The sequence below is a fragment of the Novosphingobium sp. genome (assembly GCF_025351285.1).
Lineage (GTDB): Bacteria > Pseudomonadota > Alphaproteobacteria > Sphingomonadales > Sphingomonadaceae > Novosphingobium.
Map to the genome: position 1 here is coordinate 1 of NZ_JANXWG010000118.1, position 18861 is coordinate 18861.

Below are 18861 nucleotides of genomic sequence, written 5' to 3' on the forward strand. Positions count from 1 at the left end.
TACCAGTTGGCGCGCTCCCAGCCGAAGGCCTCGCCGAAGCAAGCGCCGGCCACGGCCAGTCGGTCGTGGATCGCCGATTTGCGCACCCCGCGCGCGGTTTCGTATTGCTTGAACGGGTAGTGCGTCGCGTAAAGCAGCCCCAGGCTTTCGCTGACCCGCTCGCGCAAGTACTTGCGGTTCATCTGGAAAGGCTGGTTGCGCCGCACATCGACCGACCACAGATCGGCCGGCGGAATCCCATCGCGAATCCAGTCGGCCATGACTTTGCCAACGCCGCCTGCCGATTGTAGTCCGATCGAATTGAGCCCTGCCGCCACGAAGCAGCCTTTCAATTCCGCGCTCTCGCCCAGGTGATAGCGCACGTCTGACGTGAAGCTTTCGGGCCCACAGAAGAACTTGAGAATGCCGGCGTTCTCCAAAGCGGGCACGCGGCGCATCGCGTCCAGCAGCAGCGGTTCGAAATGCTCGAAGCTGCCGGCGATCTCGTCGAAACAGAAGTTTTCCGAAATGCCGTCCATGCCCCAGGGGCGCGCATGGGGTTCGAACGCGCCGACCAGCAGCTTGCCCGCATCGTGCTTGTAGTACCCGCAGTAATCGTAATCGCGCAGCACCGGCAGGCTGGCATCGAGCCCGTCGACGCCTTCGAACAGCACATAGTAATGCTCGCAGGCGTGGAGCGGTGCGGTTACGCCGACGCTAGCGGCAAGATCGCGCGTCCACATGCCGCCGCAGATCACCACCACTTCGGCGTCGATCGGCCCTTCATCGGTCTCGACCCCGATGGCGCGAGTACCGTCGTGGCGGATGCGCGTGACCTTGGTGTTCTCGAAAATCCGCGCCCCGCCGCTGCGTGCGCCCTTGGCCAGCGCCATCGTGATGTCGACCGCGTTGGCGTAGCCGTCGCTCGGGATGTGGATGCCGCCGACCACGTCGTCGACATTGACGATCCCCGCCAGGTCCTTGATTTCCTGCGGCGTGACCACGTGCACCGGCAAGTCGAACACTTTGGCCATCGAGGCGCTGCGCTTCAGTTCCTCGAAGCGTTCGACGTTGGTCGCCATCGAGATCGAGCCGCATTGGCGATAGCCGGTGGCCTGCCCGGTTTCCGCTTCGAGCCCGCGGTACAATTCGCCGGTGTATTTGGCGAGCTTGGTCATGTTGATCGACGGGCGCAATTGCCCGACCAGCCCGGCGGCGTGCCAGGTGGTGCCGCTGGTCAACTGCTTGCGTTCGAGCAGCACGACATCGTCCCAGCCGATCTTGGTCAGGTGATAGGCGATCGAACAGCCGATGACGCCGCCACCGATGATGACGACGCGGGCCTTGCGGGGAAGCTCATTAGCCATCGCGGTCAGGCCTTCATGCGGGTGTTGTCGGAATCGTACGCGGGGTGTTCGAGCACCTTTGCCTCACGCAATTCGCCCTGCAACTGGATCGCAAAGCGTGATCCCGGTGCGGCATGGTCGAGCGGAACGCAGGCGAAGAACAGGCTTTTGCCCACGCGGTGACCGTATCCGCCCGAGGTCGTCAACCCGATCGACTTGCCATAGACCATGCACGGCTCGGCGCCGCGCACATCGACATCGGTCGCGTCGACTTCGCCATAGACGATGCGGAAGCGATCGGGCGCATCGAGCGTCGCCTGCTTGCCGACGAAGTGGTCCTTCTTGAACTGGATGAAGCGATCCATGCCCGCTTCGATCATCGTGAGCTCGTTGGTCAGTTCGCTGCCCCAGGCCTTGTAGCCCTTCTCCATCCGCATCGTGTTGACCGCGTAGAGCCCGTAATTGGCGATGCCGAAGTCCTGCCCCGCGGCCCATACCGTGTCGTACAGCGCGGCGAGATCGCTCATGGCCGGGTGCAGTTCCCAGCCACCCTCGCCGACGTAGGACACGCGCAACGCCCGCACCGGCAGGCCCGCGATCGTGATGTCCTGTCCGCTGAGCCAGCGGAAGCCTTCGTTGGAGAGGTCGGCATCGGTCAGCTTGGCCAGCACATCGCGCGCGCGCGGGCCGCTGAGCACCAACACGCCGCGATCCATCGTGACATTGCGGATCGTCACTTGCTCATGCGGCAGCAGGCTTTGGCGCAGATGGTCCTCGTCGCGCTGTTCCGCCGCTGCGGCCGACAGGCAGTAGAAGTGATCGTCCGCCATCCGCGTCACGGTCATCTCGCCGTAGATCCGGCCAAGGCGCGAGAGTGGGTGAACCAGCCCGATCCCGCCCTGCTTCTTCGGCATGCGGTTGGCGCAGATGCGGTTGAGGAACGCCTCTGCATCGGGCCCGGTCACTTCGTATTTGGCGAAGCCCGAGAGGTCGAGCACGCCGACGCGTTCGGCCACGGCCTTCACTTCGGCGGCGACCACTTCGAACACGTTGGTGCGGTGATAGCCCGCCTCTTCGGCACGGCCATCGAGCGAGAACCACTTGGGCCGTTCCCACCCATAGGTCTCGCCATAGACCGCACCCGCTGCAGCCAAGCGCTCGTAAAGCGGGCTGGTCTTCTGCGGACGACCGTCTGGTTCTTCCTCGCCCGGCGGGCGCGTGGTGAAGGTCATGCGGTAATCAAGGAACACCTTGGCACGGCTGTAGTCCTCATCCGCAAACGGCCCGTACCGGCGCGGGTCGAATTCGGCCATGTTGATATCGGCGTCGCCGTGGACGATCCACTGCGCGAGATACTTGCCCGAACCGCCACCCTGCGCGATCCCGAACGAGGTGCCGCAGCAGTGCCAGAAATTGCGCAAACCCGCCGCCGGCCCCAGCAGCGGCGCGCCATCGGGGGTATGCGGGATCGCGCCGTTGACAATCCGGCGGATGCCGACTTCGCCGAACACCGGCATCCGCTCGATCGCGCGTTCGAGCCATTTCGAAATACGGTCGAGATCGTCGATAAACAGTTCGCTGGTCGATTCCCATTCGGGCTGTCCCTTGGGTGCCCAGGCTTCGGCGAGGCCGATGTCCTCGTAGATGCCGATCAGCCCGCTTTTCTGCTCCTGCCGGAAATAGCCCGAGACATGGGGGCAGCGCATCACCGGGATTTCGTCGTCGCGCTCCATGAACGCCGGGATCGGGTCGGTGACGATGTAGTGGTGTTCCATGTTGGTGACGGGAATGTCGATCCCCGCCATCTGCGCGACCTGACGCGCATAGCAGCCGGCTGCGTTGACCACGATTTCGGCGCGGACGGTGCCCTGTTCGGTCAGAACGTCCCATTCGCCGGTGGGGAGCTGCGTAAGTCCGGTCACGCGGTTGTGGCGGACGATCTTTGCACCCAGGTTCTTGGCGCCGATCGCCATTGCGTTGCAGATGCCAGACGGATCGGCGTGGCCATCACCGGTGGTGTACGCTCCCGCGATCACGCCATCGGTGGTGACGAACGGGTTGATCCGCCGGATTTCCTCGGGTGGAATGATCGCCATGTCGAAGCCGATGATCTTCGAGAAGCCGTTGATATATTTGAACCACGCCAGTTCGCGTTCGTTGGTGGCGAGGCGGATGCCGCCCGATTTGTGCCAGCTCACGTATTGCCCGGTCAGCCCCTCCAACCGGGGATAGAGATCGTTGCTGTAGGCATGGATCTTGGCGAGGTTGAAGCTGCCGGTGATGCTGGGGCATTGGCCCGCGGCGTGCCAGGTCGAACCCGAAGTCAGTTCGTCCTTTTCGATCAGCAGGCAATCGGTCCAACCTTCGAGCGCGAGGTGGTACAGCAGGCTGGCACCCATGATGCCGCCGCCGATGATCACCACCCTTGCGCTGCTCTGCATTCTCGCTGCCCTTCTCTTGCTCGCCAAACGTTTTAGGCCGCGCCGGTTGATGCCGACAAATGAGCATTTGCGCCGCAACGGTGAAAGGGATTTTACCGTTCGCGCGAATGCCCGCGCTTGACCGGTGCACGGCCACTGCACCATTGCCACGCGGTGATCACGCAAAAGGCAGAAAAACGATGAAGACAGTGGTGGTGACAGGTGCGGCGCAGGGGCTGGGCCGTGAGGTTGCGGAACGCTTCGCAAAGGCGGGCTGGGCCATCGCGCTGACCGATATCCAGCCGCTCGATGCGCTGGCCGAAATGCTGACAATGGAGGGCGCACGGGTCTCGGCGCTCAGCGGTGACCAGTCCGACCCCGCCTTTGTCGGGCGTCTTGCCGCCGAGGTTGAGCGCGTCCACGGCGCGGCCGATGTGCTGGTCAACAATGCCGGGATCAGTTCGATCGGCCCGGCCGAGGATATGCCGCCCGCGCAGTGGGAGCGGGTGTTGTCGGTCAACCTGACCGGTCCGTTCCTGCTGAGCCAGGCGTTCGGCCGGCCGATGCTGGCGCGCGGCAGCGGTGCGATCGTCAATGTTGCTTCGGTGGCGGGGCTTGGCGGGGTGATCCACCGTGCGGCCTACAATGCCTCGAAGCACGGCCTCGTCGGTCTCACCCGTACCTTGGCGGCCGAATGGGGCGGGCGCGGGGTGCGGGTCAACGCGGTCTGCCCCGGCTGGATCAAGACCGAGATGGACGCAAAAGACCTGGGCTCTGGCGCTTACACCGATGCCGACATCGAAAATCGCGTGCCGCTGGCCCGTTTTGCCAGCCCGGCCGACGTTGCCGAAGCGATCGAATTTCTGGCCAGCGCCAGCTTCGTCAACGGCGTGTGCCTGCCGGTCGACGGCGGCTGGACCGCGGATTCGAGCTGGGACGCGCTTCGGCTGAAGACGCGCGACTGACGCGCATCAAAATTTTGTTCACCTGTCGCGGTAACGAAATTCATTTGTCGGCACTCGGCTGATTTCGCCATGTTGCATGGCGAAACAGCGGGAAATGCGTGCATGAAAATCGGATTCATCGGTCTCGGCAATGTTGGCGGAAAGCTGGCGGGCAGCCTGATCCGCAACGGCCATGATGTAACAGTCCGCGATCTAGATGACACGCTGGTGGCCGAATACGTCGCGCGCGGCGCAAAGGCCGCGCCCAGCCCACGCGCGCTGGCCGAGGCGGTGGACCTGATCGTCACTTGCCTGCCCTCGCCCGCGGCCAGTTCGGCGGTGGCCGAAGGTGTGGACGGGTTCCTTCAGGTCATGCGCCCCGGCCAGGTGTGGCTGGAAATGAGCACGACCGATTACGCCGAAATCATCCGGCTGGGCGCACTGGTGGAGGCACGCGGTGCCCTGTTCATGGAATGCCCGGTTTCGGGCGGGTGCCACCGCGCCGATACCGGCAATATCGCGATATTTGCCGGCGGCCCTCGCGCTGCGTTCGAAGCGGTGCTGCCGGTGCTCACCACGATGGGCCGCCGCATCCTCCACACCGGTGATCTGGGCACTGCGTCGCAGCTCAAGGTGATGACCAACTACTTGTGCACGGTGCACCTCGTCGCGCTGGCCGAGGCGCTGACCACGTGCAAGGCCATCGGGCTCGACATGAACACCACGTACGAGGCGATCCGCATCTCGTCGGGCAACAGCTTCGTCCACGAGACCGAAAGCCAGGTCATCCTCAACGGCAGCCGCGACATCAATTTCACGATGGACTTGGTCAGCAAGGACGTCGGCCTGTTCGACCGGATCGCGCATGAAGCCGGCGTGCCGGTCGAACTGTCGCCGCTGATCGTGCGCTTGTTCAAGGAAGGCGAGAGCAGTTACGGTCCGCGCGAATTTTCGCCCAACATCATCCGCCGCTACGAAGAGCCGCTGGGCATCAAGGTGCTCGGCCAGGGTTTCCCGGCGCAGATGGTGGACGACGAGCCCGAGGAACCGGGCTACGAAGTGGTGCCGAAGCGATAACAGGAGCCATGCCGATGCCGATCGAAGCGCCGATCGACCTTGCGGGCTGGCAAGCGCTCGCAGCAACACTCAGGTTCGAAACCGGGCTGCTGATCGACGGACACGCCACCCTTGCGCAATCGGGCGAGAGCTTTGCGGTGATCAACCCCGCGAATGGCAAGTTGCTCGCTGAACCGGCGCGCGGTGGTGCGGCGGACATCGATCGTGCGGTCGCTTCGGCACGCGCGGCGTGGGACGATGGACGCTGGCGGCACATGGCGCCGCGCTTGCGGATGGATATTTTCCGCCGCTGGGCCGATCTGGTCGAAGGACATCGCGCTGAACTGGCGCTGCTCGAAACGCTCAGCATGGGCAAGCCTATCACCGATGCGCTGACGATCGACTTGCCCGAAGTGGTGGTCACGATCCGCTATTTCGGCGAATGCATCGACAAGGTAGCGGGCGCGGCCACCAGCAGCCCGCACAACGCGGTGCACATGGTGTCGCGCGAGCCGCTGGGCGTGGTCGGGGCGATTTCCGCGTGGAACTATCCGCTGCTGATGGCGACGTGGAAAATCGCTCCTGCGCTGGCCGCAGGCAATTGCGTGGTGCTGAAGCCGGCCGAACAGGCGCCGCTATCGTGCCTGCGGCTGGCACAATTGTTCCTCGAAGCCGGTGGTCCACCGGGGGTATTCAACGTCGTCAACGGTCCCGGTGCAGACGCCGGGCGCGCGCGGGCGCTGCACCCGGACGTAGCCAAGATCAGCTTCACGGGATCGACCGCCACCGGCAAGCAATTGATGATCTATGCGGGCGAATCCAACCTCAAGCGCGTGGCGCTGGAAACCGGAGGCAAGAGCCCGCAGATCTTCATGCCCGACCTGGCCGATCTCGACAGCGCGGTCGATCGTGCGATCATGGGGATTTTCGACAACGCCGGGCAAGTCTGCAACGCCGGTTCTCGGCTGCTGGTTCATCGCGATCTGCGTGATGCCTTCATCGAGCGGTTTGTCGCGCGCACGGCTGAGCTTTACCGGCCGGGCGATCCGCTCGATCCGGCCACCAGTCTCGGCCCGATGGTCACGCGCGCGCACCAGCGGCAGGTGCTCGATCGGGTAGCGCAGGGCCGCGCTGACGGGGCAACTGTCGCGCTGGGTGGAAGCGACGACGCGGCCCGGCCCGACGGCGCTTACGTTGTGCCGACTTTGCTGACCGATCTCACCCCAACCATGGCAGTCGGCCGCGAAGAAATATTCGGACCGGTGGCGTCGCTGTTCACCTTCACCGACGAGGTCGAAGCGATCACGCTGGCCAACGACAGTATCTACGGCCTTGCCGCCAGCGTCTGGACAAGCGACCTCAACCGCGCGCACCGCATGGTCAAGGCGCTCGAAGCCGGCGTCGTCTGGGTCAACTGCTTCGGCGATGGCGACATGACCCAGCCATTCGGCGGCTACAAACAATCGGGCAACACCCGTGACAAGTCGATGGAATGCCTGGCCGGCTACATGCAGTCCAAGTCCGCGTGGTTCAGCCTGGATTAGCCACATGCGCGGTCATCCAGTCGATGAACGTGCGGATGCGCAAGTTGTCCTTCATGTCCTTGCGGCAGATCAGGCCCCATGATCCGGGGCACGTTGCCACATGGTCGAACGGCCGCACCAGCCGGCCGGTCGCCAGGTCCTGATCGACGAACGGGCCGTTGACGAGCGCCACGCCCTCGCCGTTCAGCGCCATTTCCAGTGCCACCGCCAGTGTATCGACCATCAGGTACGGCACCTTGGGTTCGAACACGGTACCGGCGGACGTGAACCACGCGTCCCAGTTCTGCACTTCGGTGTAGATCGCCACCAGCGGCTGCTGCATGAGGCCGGCAAGGCTCGGATCGGGTCCGATCTTTTGCAAAAGGCCCGGGCTGCACACCGGGAACAGCGCGTATTCGAACAGCGGCACCCAGTGAAATTTGGCAGGGTCCGGCACGCCTTCGCAATAGACCAGGCCGACGTCGGCATGGATGTCATCGAAGTCCCATTCGACCGCGCAAGTGCTGAGCGTGAGCTTGATTTCGGGATGCGCGTGGAGAAATTGCGGCACGCGCCTGGCCAGCCAGCGGATCGATGCCGTCACATAAGTCTGCACCCGCAGCGGCTTGTCGAGTGCGTGGCGATGCACCGCCTCCACCCCTTCGAGCAGCGATTCGAACGCGCTGCGCACATACGGGTAAAGCACGCGGCCTTCCTCGGTCGACACGATGTGCCGGCCTTCCTGCGCAAACAGTTGCACGCCCAGCGCGCCTTCGATCAACTGCACCTGGTGGCTGATCGCGGGGTGCGTCAGGCACAATTCAGTGGCGGCATCGCGGATACTCTGGTGCCGGGTCGCGGCTTCGAAGCCCTTGAGCGCCTTGAGCGGCGGAAGCTTCCGGAATTCGAGTTTGCTGCTCACTGAATGGCTCCCCCCGAGGATCGATCCGTCCCGATTGGGCGCGACACTACCACCGGAAAAGGCATTGGTAAAAGAAATTGACCTGTTCGATTCAGGCCATCTGGCGCGCATCCTCGACGATCATCGACGCACCTTTTTCGGCCACCATCACGGTCGGTGCATTGGTGTTGCCCGAAGTGATATTGGGGAAAATCGAGGCGTCAATCACGCGCAGCCCATCGACGCCGTGCACCCGCAGCCGGTGATCGACAACGCTTTGCGCCGCATGGCTGCCCATGATGCATGTGCTGGTGGGGTGATAGACCGTGTCGGCGCGCTGGCGAAAGTCGTCGAGCAGCGCTTCGTCTCCATCGACTGCTAGGCCGGGGATGATCTCCTCCAAGATGATGTCGGCCAGCGGCCGCGCGCCGGCAATTCTCCGCAAAAGCCGATTTCCCGCGAGCACCGTTTCGATGTCGTGTGCACTCGACAGATAATTGGGCTGGATCAGCGGATGTACGGAGGGATCGGGTGAAGCCAGTGCCAGATGGCCCCGGCTCGTCGGCCGGCACGGGTTGTGCGAAAGCAGAAACGCCGAAAACGGATCGGGGTTGAGCAGCTTGCGCGCGGCGAGCGGTGTCTTGGTATAGCTCACCGGGCTGAAATAGAGTTGCAGGTCAACATGCGGCTGCGCCGGATCGCTGCGCACGAACCCGCCGCTCTGGTTCACGCTCATCGAGAGCGGCCCGGCTCGGTCGAACAGATAGCGCATCCCCGCCATGGCCTTGCCCAGCGCGGGATAGAGGATATCGTTAAGCGTGGCGGTGCGGGCCTTGTAGAAATACGAAACCGCCAGATGGTCCTGGAGGTTTCGGCCCACCGCCCGCGCATCGACCAGCGGCTCGATGCCCATGGCCTTGAGTTGGGCGGGATCGCCGATGCCCGACAGCATCAGCAATTGCGGCGAGTTGATCGCGCCGCCGCTCAGGATCACTTCGCGCCGCGCCTTGACCCGGTGCGTGGCGCCGCGCCGAGTGTATTCGACGCCGGTCGCGCGCCGGCCTTCGAACAGCACGCGCGAAACCAGCGCCTTGGTCTCCAGCTTCAGCGTCTTGCGCTTGAGCGCGGGGTGCAGGAACGCATTGGCCGTGGATGCCCGCCAACCGCCGCGCGTGTTGATCTGGTAAAGCCCGACACCATCGGGTTGGCCACCGTTGAAATCGCTCGTCGCTGCGAAGCCTAGGGACTCTGCCGATTCGATGAAACTGTGGCAGATCGGGTGCACGTGTGGCGAAATGTCGGTCACGTGCTGCGGCCCGCCGCGGCCATGGTAGGCGCTGTGCCAGTCGAAATCCTCGGACTTCTTGAAAAACGGCAGGACATCGTCCCAGCCCCACCCGGGGTTGCCCGCCGCCTTCCAGTCGTCGAAATCGTGCGGCTGGCCGCGCACATAGACCATCGCGTTGATCGAGCCCGATCCTCCGACCACTTTGCCGCGTGGCCAGTAACTGCGCCGCCCACCGAGTGCCTCCACCGGTTCGGTATCGTACATCCAGTTGATCCGCCGATCGAAGAATGTGCGGCCGTAGCCGATCGGCATCTGGATCCAGATCGAAAGGTCGCTTCCCCCGGCCTCGAGCAGCAGCACGGTGGTTTTGCCGTCCTCGGTCAGGCGATTGGCCAGCACGCAGCCCGCGGTTCCGGCACCGACGATCACATAATCGTATTCGTCCATCAGCCGGCCAGATAGCCAATCGGATCTTGCGTCATTTCAAGGTGCAGCATGGTGCCGGTGTAGGGGTTCGCAAGCGCCACATCCTCGTCAAGTTCGACCCCAAGGCCCGGTGCGGAGGGCGGGATGACATGGCCATCCTCGAACTGCATCGGTACTTTGAGAATATCGCTGTGAAAGCCGCCCCAGGTCTCGATGCTTTCAAGGATCAGGAAATTGGGCGAACACGTCGCAAGCTGGACATTGGCCGCGCCCACGATCGGCCCGCAATAAAGATGCGGCGCGATCTGGACGTGGTGAACTTCGGCCATGCCGGCGATCTTCTTGGCTTCGAGCAATCCGCCCACACGGCCCAGGTTCATCTGGAAAATTGCTGCGCTTCCCGCCTGCAGCAATCGCGCAAAATCGTACTTGGTGGCAAGCCGTTCACCGGTAGCGATCGGGATGCTGGTTGCGCGCGCGACTTTGGCCATTTCCTCGGGTGCGTCGGGCGGAACGGGTTCTTCAAGCCAAAGCGGATCGTACGGCTCGAGCCGCTTGGCCAACCGGATCGCCCCGGCTGCTGTCATCTGGCCGTGAGTGCCGAACAACAGGTCGGCTTTCGTGCCAACAGCTTCGCGCAATTTGCGGGCAAAGCGCTCACTCAGATCGAGCGCTTCGAGCGACAGTTGCCGCCCGTCGAACGCCGAATAAGGCCCCGCAGGATCGAACTTGAGCGCGGTGAAGCCCTGCGCCAGATATTCCGCAGCGCGCGTCGCCGCGAGATCGGGATCGTGATAAACATCGCTCTGGTCGCCCGGCTGTGGATAGATGTAAGTGTAGGATCGCAGCCGTTCGTGAACCCGTCCGCCCAGCAGCTTGTAAACCGGCTGGTTGGCGGCCTTGCCGATGATGTCCCAGCAGGCCATTTCGAGCGCGCTCAGCACGCCCATCAGGCTCAGGTCCGAATGCTGAGTAAAGCCGCTCGAATAGACGCGGCGCCATAGCGCTTCGATGTCGTGCGGATCGCGCCCTTCGGCATAGCGCGCGTAAACATCCTCAATCATTTTCGCGACCAGGTGCGGATCGAACGGCACGCAGTAGGCTTCGCCCACCCCGCTGATCCCGCACGCCGTCGTCAGCTTGACGAACACGAAATAGCGCCCGCCAAAATGCGGTGGCGGGTTGCCGACCACGTAGGTGCGGATGTCCGCCAGCTTCACGCCGGGTAGAACCCGTTGACGACCTTGGTTTCGAGGAAATCGTGCAAGCCGAATTCGCCCCATTCGCGGCCGTTGCCCGATTGCTTGTAGCCGCCGAACGGCGAGCAGTAATCCTGGCCGGCGCCGTTGATGTGGACGCTACCTGCCCGAACTTGCCCGGCCACGCGGCGCGCGCGGTCCAAGTCCCCGCTTTGGACATAGCCAGCCAGACCATAGGGCGTATCGTTGGCGATGGCGATCGCGTCGGCCTCGTCGGTGAAGGGGATCATCACCAGCACCGGCCCGAAAATCTCCTCGCGCGCGATTGTCATCGTGTTGTTTACGCCAGCGAAGATCGTCGGCCTGACGTAGTAGCCTCGATTGAAGCCCTCGGCTCGGCCGGGACCGCCTACCACCACTTTCGCACCCTCGTCGATCCCTACCTCGATCAGGTGCTGGATCTTGTCGTACTGTACCTTGCTGACGACCGGGCCGATATGCGGCCCCTTCTCCGCCGGATCACCCAGCGTTACTTCTGCTGCAACGCGCGCGGCCACCGCCACCGCCTCGTCATAAGCCGAAGCCTCGACCAGCATCCGCGTGGGCGCGTTGCACGATTGGCCGGTGTTGCGGAAGCAATGCTGCACCCCGCGCGTGACTGCTGTATCGATCCCGGCATCGGCAAACACGATGTTGGCCGACTTGCCGCCCAGTTCCTGGCTGACGCGCTTGACCGTATCGGCAGCGGATTTCGCCACCTGGATGCCCGCGCGTGTCGATCCCGTGAAGCTGACCATATCGACCTGGGGATGGCTGGTCAGTGCATCGCCGATCGTGGGCCCGGTGCCGTGGACCATGTTGAACACGCCCGCAGGGAACCCCGCCTCGTCGATGAATTCGGCGAACAGTTGCGCGGACAGCGGCGCCAGTTCGCTGGGTTTGAGCACCACGGTGCAGCCCGTTACCAGCGCCGGGCCGATCTTGGCGGCAAGCTGGTTGATCGGCCAGTTCCACGGGGTTATCAGCACGCACACCCCGATCGGTTCGTGCACCAGCCGGCCGGTGGTGCCGATCGGCCGGCCCCACTCCATCGCGCGCGCAGCACGGACGGCTTCGCCCAGATGCCCCTGCCCGCAACCCGCCTGCGAATTGAACGACAGGTCGTATGGCGCGCCCATCTCGGTCGAGATCGCTGCGACCATTTCAGGGTAACGCCGTTCGAACACCGCGATGAGCCGTTCGACCAGCGCGATCCGTTCATCGAGCGACAATGCGGCATATGTCGGGAACGCTGCTCGCGCCGCCGCCACCGCCGCATCGACATCGTCCGCACCGCACAAGCCGACCAGCGCGGCGCGTTCTTCGGTGGCGGGATTGATCGCCTCGAACGTGGCGACCGACGTCAGCGGCGCGACCCAGCGCCCGGAGATATAGGATTTCAACGCATGCTCAGACATATCCGACTGCTCGCTTCTGATCTTCGACAATATACTTTTCGGCGCGCCAGTAGTGCCAGGCCGCCCACAACCCGGTCGGCGCCAGGCACAATTGGGCCAGCCGCAGCGAGGCGGCATCCGCTGGGTGCGGGCCGGCGAAGTAGTCGCTCAGGATGCCGACCATGCCCGGCGCGACGATCAGGTTGAGCAGATTGGCGAGCAGCAGCGAGATCGCGATCGTCATCGCGCGCATCTTGCAGGTGGCCAGATTCTGGCACAGCGCGAAGGCCGGTCCTATGTAAAAATAGATCGCGGGGATGAACAGCCACCACATCAGGTGCGCTACCGCCAGATCGTGCGTGTAGTACGCGATGAACGACGGCACCGTCGCGATCGCCGTCACCACCGCCAGCAGCCGCGAGATCTTGCGCGGATTGGTGTAAGCCGGCCGCCCCACCACCCATGCGGTCAACAACGAGGCGCCGATCCCGGCCCACAAGTAGATCTGGCCCAGCAGCGAGCCCGACGCGCCTTCGTCCAGGCCATAAGTCCGCTGGATGAACAGCGGCGTGAACCACATCAGCCCCCAGCCCCAGAAAGCCGAAAGCCCCGACCCCATGATCGCGTGGACCGCCGATTTTTGCGACCACAGGAAGCGCACCGTCTCGACAACCGAGGGCGCTGCTTCATCGACCACGCCATCGAGCCGCCCGCGCTTGGGCTCCTTGATCGTGAACAGGATGACGAGCGCGAGGATGATCCCCGGTGCGCCCAGCACCAGGAATGCCGCGCGCCAGCCATGTGTAGCCGAAATCGCACCGGCAATGTCCGAACCGAGCCAGGCGCCGATCGGCGCGCCCAGGCAAAACACCGTCATCGCCATCGAGCGGCGATCGACCGGGAAATAATCTGCGATGATCGAATTGCACGCCGGGGTACCGCCCGCCTCGCCGATGCCCACACCGATCCGCGCCAGCAGCAAATCGGCATAGCCGCGGGTGAAACCGCACAGCGTGGTCATCAGTGACCACACCGCCACCACCCCGGCGAGCAAGTTGCGGCGGTTGGTGCGATCGCCCAGCCACGACAGCGGAATGCCCATAGTCACGTAGAACAGCGCCAGCGGAATCCCCAGCGATGCCGCGCCCTTGTCCGACAAGTGCAGTTCGCGACTGATCGGCGCGAGCAGAGTCGACAGCACATAGCGATCGGCAATGCTGATCGTGTAGACCAGCATCATGATCAACAGCACGTACCAGCGCTGCCAGAACGGAATGGCCGTCTCGTCGCCGATCGGTCCGGTTGCTGCTGCGGTGGCCATCGTGGTTTCCTTCAACTTACGGCCAGATCGGGGCCAAGGGCTTCGCGCAAGCGATCGAGGTAGGGCGAGAAGTTTTTCCACTGATCCAGCCCTTCGCGGAAGATGGGCTGGCGAACCTGTTCGGAACTCGGTGTGCGCACGCTGCGCCTGGTCTTGTGAAATTCCAGGCAAGCCGGTTCGAAGGCAAGTCCGCAATAATCCAGAATGCGGCGAACGCTGCCTTCCAGATCGTTGACCACATGTTCATGCTGTACGCGCAGCACCCGTCCGGGCAGCACCGCGTCCCAGTGGTCCATCAGATCGACATAAGTGCGGTAATAGCGCGCAATATCTTCGATGCCGTAAGTGAACTCCTGCCCTTGCGCGAACAGTTGCTTGAAGTTGCTGAAGCAGCACGACATCGCCCCGCGCCGCGCATCGATGATCCGGGCGTTCGGCAGGATCAGATGGATCAGCCCCACATGCCTGAAATTGTTGGGCATCTTGTCGATGAAACAAGGGCGTCCCAAAATCCGGTTGGGCATGGTATCGGCAATGTACTGCTCGCCGAAGCGGCGGAAGGTGGCCGCATCGACTTCGGGCAGCACACCAGGATAGCGCGGCTTGTCGAAATTGATTTCGCGGCCCTGCAATTCGTGCACGATACGCTGGATATCGGGCAATTCCTGCGTGCCCTCGACCATGCTGTGCGAAGCGAGGATCTGCTCGATCAGCGTCGATCCCGAACGCGGCAGGCCGAGCACGAAGATCGGCGCCGGGTCGTCGAGGCCCCAACCGGCCCGTTCGGCGAAAAACGCGGGCGTGCACACGCGCTTCTGCTCGCGCGTGTTCGTCTCGAAAACATCGGGAATGTACCCGTTGCTTGCGCGGTGCATGGCGTTGCCCTGCTCGTAGGCGGCCCATGATCCGGCATAATCGCAGTTGTCCTCGAGCGACTTGCCCAGGGCGAACGCGATATGGATCCGGTCGAACTCCGTGGTCGCGGGTTCGCCCAGTTGCTGGCGCATCACCGCGATGGATTCGGACGCGAAGCGATAGGTCTTCAGGTTGGCAAGGCTCCACCACGCGTCACCGAAATCGGGTCGGTCGGCCGTCGCGGCGAGGTAGGCTTCGATCGCCTCGTCGGTCCGTCCCTCGGTCTTGAGCGCGTGGCCGAGCCACAAGTTGAGATCGGCGCGATGGACCCGCGCTTCAGGGCCATCGCCGGGTGTTTCGCGCAGCATCTCGCGATAAGCCGGGATCACCCCCTCGAAATCGCCCAGACCGACCCGGATCGTTGCTGCCTGGATGCGGTGGGCATGATTGGCAGGATCGCGTTCGAGCAGCGGCGCGAGTTCGGCGCCGGCCTGCGGAAACTTGTGGCGCGCGATCAACACCTGGACGTATTCAGCCCGCGCCTCGTGGTGATCGGGCACCATCGCCAGCACGCCCGCATAGAGCGTTTCGGCATCATCGAGCACATTGCGCATGTGGCCGATCTGCGCGAGTAGCCGCATCGCTTCGGGATGATCCCCGGCATCAAGCAGGAACCGGCGGATCAGCGTTTCGGCATGGTCGGCCTCTCCTTCAGCGAAGAGCATTTTGGCCTGAACGATCGACGGCGGCAGGCTGGCGAGATGCGCGCAATGCTTCGCGGCAAGATCGGCGCCAGCGGTATCGCCCGTCATCCTGAACAGCCCATCGAGCATGCGCCAGCCCATGGCCAGGGCAGGATTGATCGTCACAGCCGTGCGCAGATCGGCAATGGCAGCGGGCGCATCACGCTGCGCGACATGGCACAGCCCCCGTTCGAGGAACAACTGGCTGAAGCGCGGATGGTGACCGGCCAACCGCTCGAGCATGGCCAACGCCGCGTCGGTCTGCTTCATCATGCGCAGCGAATGTGCTGCGATCAGCAACAGGTCGCGATCGTCAGGATGCGCCTCGAGCAAACGGTTTGCACCCGCAACCGCACCAGCATGATCGTCATTGGCCTGAAGCACGCGCAAACTGCGGATATCTGCCGCCGGTGAAGCAGCGGATAGTGGTGAAGGCCGGGAATGGTTCGAAATCGGCAAGTCGGTTTGCGTGGCCATTACGCCCCGTTCTGTCGGTAATCGCCGCACGCCAGTCACAATAGCGGTGCCGTCAATAAAGCAAGGGGTGGCACCAGTAGCACCACCCCCGCCTGTCTGGTCATCGGCATGCGATCAGATCTTGGTGCTGATCTTGATGCCGTAAGTCATGGGACGAACGATCGTCGAGGTCTTGATGAACTGCGACGAATTGGTGAACGTCGAGGCGTGACTGTTGGTGATGTTGTCGCCGAACAACGTCACGGTCCAGTTGTCACGGCTGAAGCCGATCTGCGCATCGAGCAGCGCATAGCCAGGCATCTTGTAGCGCAGCACCGTAGTGCCGGGCACGATGATGCCGTTGGGGCCGAGCACACTTCCATTGCCCGCAACATCACCCGACGGGTAAGTCGCGGGTTCGTTGAACATTGCGCTGGTGTACGACACACCGCCTGCCACGAACCAGTTCATGTCCGCTTTGCCCGCCCATTCATAGCGACCGCGGATGTTGCCCTGGAAATGCGGACTGAACGGCGTGACATCGCCGACGTTGCCGAACGGGCTCTGCACCGATTTCACCACACCGCCGACAAAGACTTGCGTGATGCACTTGCCAAAGCTCGAAACGCCGGGGTTGTTCGCGATGAAGCACGGCGAATTCGACTGCCTTGAGTCGTTGTAAGTCGCCGAACCCTGGATCGTGAGCCCGGAAGATGGCCGCGCCACGATCTGCACTTCGGCGCCCTTGATGTGATAGTTAGGGCCATTGGTTGCAAACGCGGTGTTGCCGAAGCCGGCAGCGGGGTTGAAGAAGCCGACCTGCGTGTTCTGCCAGACCATGTAGTAGGCCGACGCGTTGAAGGTCATCTTCCGATCGAACAGATCGGTCTTCACACCCACTTCCCAGTTGGTCAACGTGTCGGGCGCATAAGCGGCCGAAACCAGCAACTGCTTGGCATGCGGTGCCACCGGATCCGAAACCCGCGATGAAGGCCCGCGGTTGAAGCCGCCTGGACGGAAACCCTGGCTGAACAAGCCGTAGATCATCGTGTGCTCTTGCGGCTTCCACGTGATCACGCCCTTGCTCTTGAAGCCGTGGAACGTGGCCTTCAAGCCAAGCGCGTCGAGGTTCGAGCCCGTTGCGCACACGGGTGCCTGGTAGCACGATGCGCTGAACGAGGAATAGACCGAGCCGGTCTCGTACTCTTTGTAGTTGTAATACCGCGTGCCGGCGGTGATCGTCAGGTTGTGGAAGAGATCGAAATCGACCGAACCGAACGCCGCATACTGCTTGTAACCGCGCTGGACATCTTCACCGAAGGAAACGCCTGGCGCGCGGGGCCCCGGAACGTTGAGCGTGGCGGCGGGGTTGGGCGCAACCTGGGCAAGGCACACTGTGCCGGCCGCCTTGATAGCCGCTGCCGTCAAGGATGGGTTGCACGAAGGAATGCTCGAGTACGACCAATCCTGGTTGTCCTGGATTTTGAACGATTCGTAGTAAGCGCCGGCAATTACGCGGAATCGACCACTATCGGGCGAGGAAACGCGGAATTCATGGCTTTCGTGCGTGGTGCGGATCCGGTCCTTCCAGAAGCTTGAAGGCGAATAACAGAATGGCGCCGCGCCGGCGTTGAAGTAATAGTTCGCGCCTCCGGTGCACTGATAGAAAATGCCATATGTCGAGCGTGCGTAGTTGGTATAATCACCCTGCAAGGAAATGTGGCGGGTCAAGTAGGCGCCGGTGTAGATTAACTTGAAATCGCCAATCTTGCCGTTAACCGTCCACGAAGTGTTTGTGTAATCGTCCTTGCTGTACTGCGGCTGAAACAGCGTCGATGACAGACCCGTGAGCGGAGCATAGTCGAACGTATAGGACTGTGTTGCAAAGGTGCCCTTGGTATCCAGGCTCTGATAGGATTCAGCAACCAGCAGGTCCCAATCGGGCGCAATCTTGAAGCCGACTTCAACGCGTCCACCCGCGTAGTCCACCGGGTTGAAATTGTCCTGGATCTGCGATGCGTTGTTGTACTGGCCAGCGTTGGATTGCTGGTCGGGCGTCAACTTGTTGCCGTTGCCCTTATACGCCAGATAATAGGAACCAAGGTCGCTTGGCAGGCGCGTGAAGGTCGAAGCCTTGTTGTCGATGTAGCCGCCGTGATGATCGGTGTAGATCACCGCGCGGATCGCCAACTTATCCTGAATGATCGGCACATTGACCATGGCATTGAACGCGCCATTTACCGCGCCGCCAACGGTGCCGCCGAAGCTGCCTTCGAGCCTGCCTTCGAACTTGTCGTACTTTGGCTTGTTGGTGATGTAACGCACCACGCCGGCCTGGGCGCCGCCGCCGAACAGTGTCCCTTGCGGCCCTTCGAGCACTTCGACACGCTCGATATCAGCCACATAGACATCGGCGTTGTGCGCCGGGAATTGCATCGACTGGTCATCGAGATAGATCGCGACGTTGGGGAAGCCGCCGATCGTGCCGGCCCCTTGTTCGCCGGCAAAACCTGCCGACAGCCCGCGCATGAAGATCGCGCCCGCGCCCGGCCCGTTGTTGGCGAAAGTGACGTTCGGCGTGTATTTCAACAAATCGTTGAAGGTGGTGATGTTGAGCTTGCTGAGCGTATCGGTGCTGAAAGCCTGGATGGTCAGCGGCACGTCCTGCAGCGACTGGTCGCGGCGGGTCGCGGTCACGATGATCTGGCCAACACCCCGGTCGCTCGACTGATCGTCAGCCGCCTGCGGAGCAGACGCCTGGGGAGCAGCCTGCGCAAAAGCGGGTGTCGCACCTGCCCCAAGCACCGCGATCGCAACAATCGCCGATGACGAAATCCACTTGGCGTTCACTAGACGTCCCCCCATTTTTACCCCTGATGCGCGGATGCTTATTGGCTTCCGCTGCTCATCGTCAAGGCTGTCCTGCCTTGCGGGATCACGCAATTCAGCAAATTTGCCCGATTGGTAA

At 62.9% G+C, this 18861-nt stretch carries 12 protein-coding genes; 3 read left to right on the forward strand and 9 right to left on the reverse strand.

Translation table 11 applies throughout. The annotated features are described in order from the left end of the window. The coding region (locus tag Q0R16_RS14365) for an FAD-dependent oxidoreductase (protein WP_295637427.1) at positions 1-1346 on the reverse strand (1346 nt) is incomplete at its 3' end. 5 nt (positions 1347-1351) lie between these two features. After that, a complete protein-coding gene (locus tag Q0R16_RS14370; protein ID WP_295637430.1) occupies positions 1352-3766 on the reverse strand; it encodes an FAD-dependent oxidoreductase in 2415 nt (804 codons plus the stop codon). 179 nt (positions 3767-3945) lie between these two features. On the opposite strand from Q0R16_RS14370, the gene Q0R16_RS14375 reads away from it, so the two are divergent. The 3 genes from Q0R16_RS14375 (at position 3946) to Q0R16_RS14385 (ending at position 7289) form a co-directional block, all read left to right on the forward strand. Next, positions 3946-4710, forward strand: coding sequence for an SDR family NAD(P)-dependent oxidoreductase (locus Q0R16_RS14375; RefSeq protein WP_295637433.1), 765 nt, complete (start codon positions 3946-3948; stop codon positions 4708-4710). Between the two features lie 102 nt (positions 4711-4812). Continuing rightward, a complete protein-coding gene (locus Q0R16_RS14380; RefSeq protein ID WP_295637436.1) occupies positions 4813-5766 on the forward strand; it encodes an NAD(P)-dependent oxidoreductase in 954 nt (317 codons plus the stop codon). 14 nt (positions 5767-5780) lie between these two features. After that, positions 5781-7289 carry an aldehyde dehydrogenase family protein gene (locus Q0R16_RS14385; protein ID WP_295637438.1) on the forward strand — a complete coding sequence of 503 codons (1509 nt, stop codon included), beginning with the start codon at positions 5781-5783 and terminating at the stop codon, positions 7287-7289. Here the strand turns inward: Q0R16_RS14385 and Q0R16_RS14390 are convergent. The 7 genes from Q0R16_RS14390 to Q0R16_RS14420 form a co-directional block, all read right to left on the reverse strand. Then, entirely contained in the window at positions 7276-8190 is a 915-nt protein-coding gene (locus Q0R16_RS14390; protein WP_295637441.1) for a LysR substrate-binding domain-containing protein, read from the reverse strand. The two genes, Q0R16_RS14385 and Q0R16_RS14390, sit on opposite strands and share 14 nt — an antisense overlap. Positions 8191-8281: 91 nt before the next feature. Further along, entirely contained in the window at positions 8282-9904 is a 1623-nt protein-coding gene (locus tag Q0R16_RS14395; protein ID WP_295637443.1) for a GMC family oxidoreductase N-terminal domain-containing protein, read from the reverse strand. Beyond that, entirely contained in the window at positions 9904-11103 is a 1200-nt protein-coding gene (locus Q0R16_RS14400) for a mandelate racemase/muconate lactonizing enzyme family protein (RefSeq protein ID WP_295637446.1), read from the reverse strand. Before Q0R16_RS14400 ends, Q0R16_RS14395 begins: the two co-directional genes overlap by 1 nt. Beyond that, a complete protein-coding gene (locus Q0R16_RS14405; protein WP_295637449.1) occupies positions 11100-12539 on the reverse strand; it encodes an aldehyde dehydrogenase family protein in 1440 nt (479 codons plus the stop codon). Before Q0R16_RS14405 ends, Q0R16_RS14400 begins: the two co-directional genes overlap by 4 nt. Further along, positions 12532-13854 carry an MFS transporter gene (locus tag Q0R16_RS14410; protein ID WP_295637452.1) on the reverse strand — a complete coding sequence of 441 codons (1323 nt, stop codon included), beginning with the start codon at positions 13852-13854 and terminating at the stop codon, positions 12532-12534. The genes Q0R16_RS14405 and Q0R16_RS14410 overlap by 8 nt, the downstream gene beginning before the upstream one ends. Next, the gene (locus tag Q0R16_RS14415; RefSeq protein WP_295637455.1) at positions 13851-15914 is read right to left on the reverse strand and encodes a tetratricopeptide repeat-containing sulfotransferase family protein; all 2064 of its coding nucleotides are present in this window, start codon (positions 15912-15914) and stop codon (positions 13851-13853) included. Before Q0R16_RS14415 ends, Q0R16_RS14410 begins: the two co-directional genes overlap by 4 nt. 114 nt (positions 15915-16028) lie before the next feature. Continuing rightward, positions 16029-18758, reverse strand: a complete 2730-nt coding sequence (locus tag Q0R16_RS14420) for a TonB-dependent receptor (protein WP_295637459.1) — start codon at positions 18756-18758, stop codon at positions 16029-16031. Between the last annotated feature and the right edge of the window lie 103 nt (positions 18759-18861).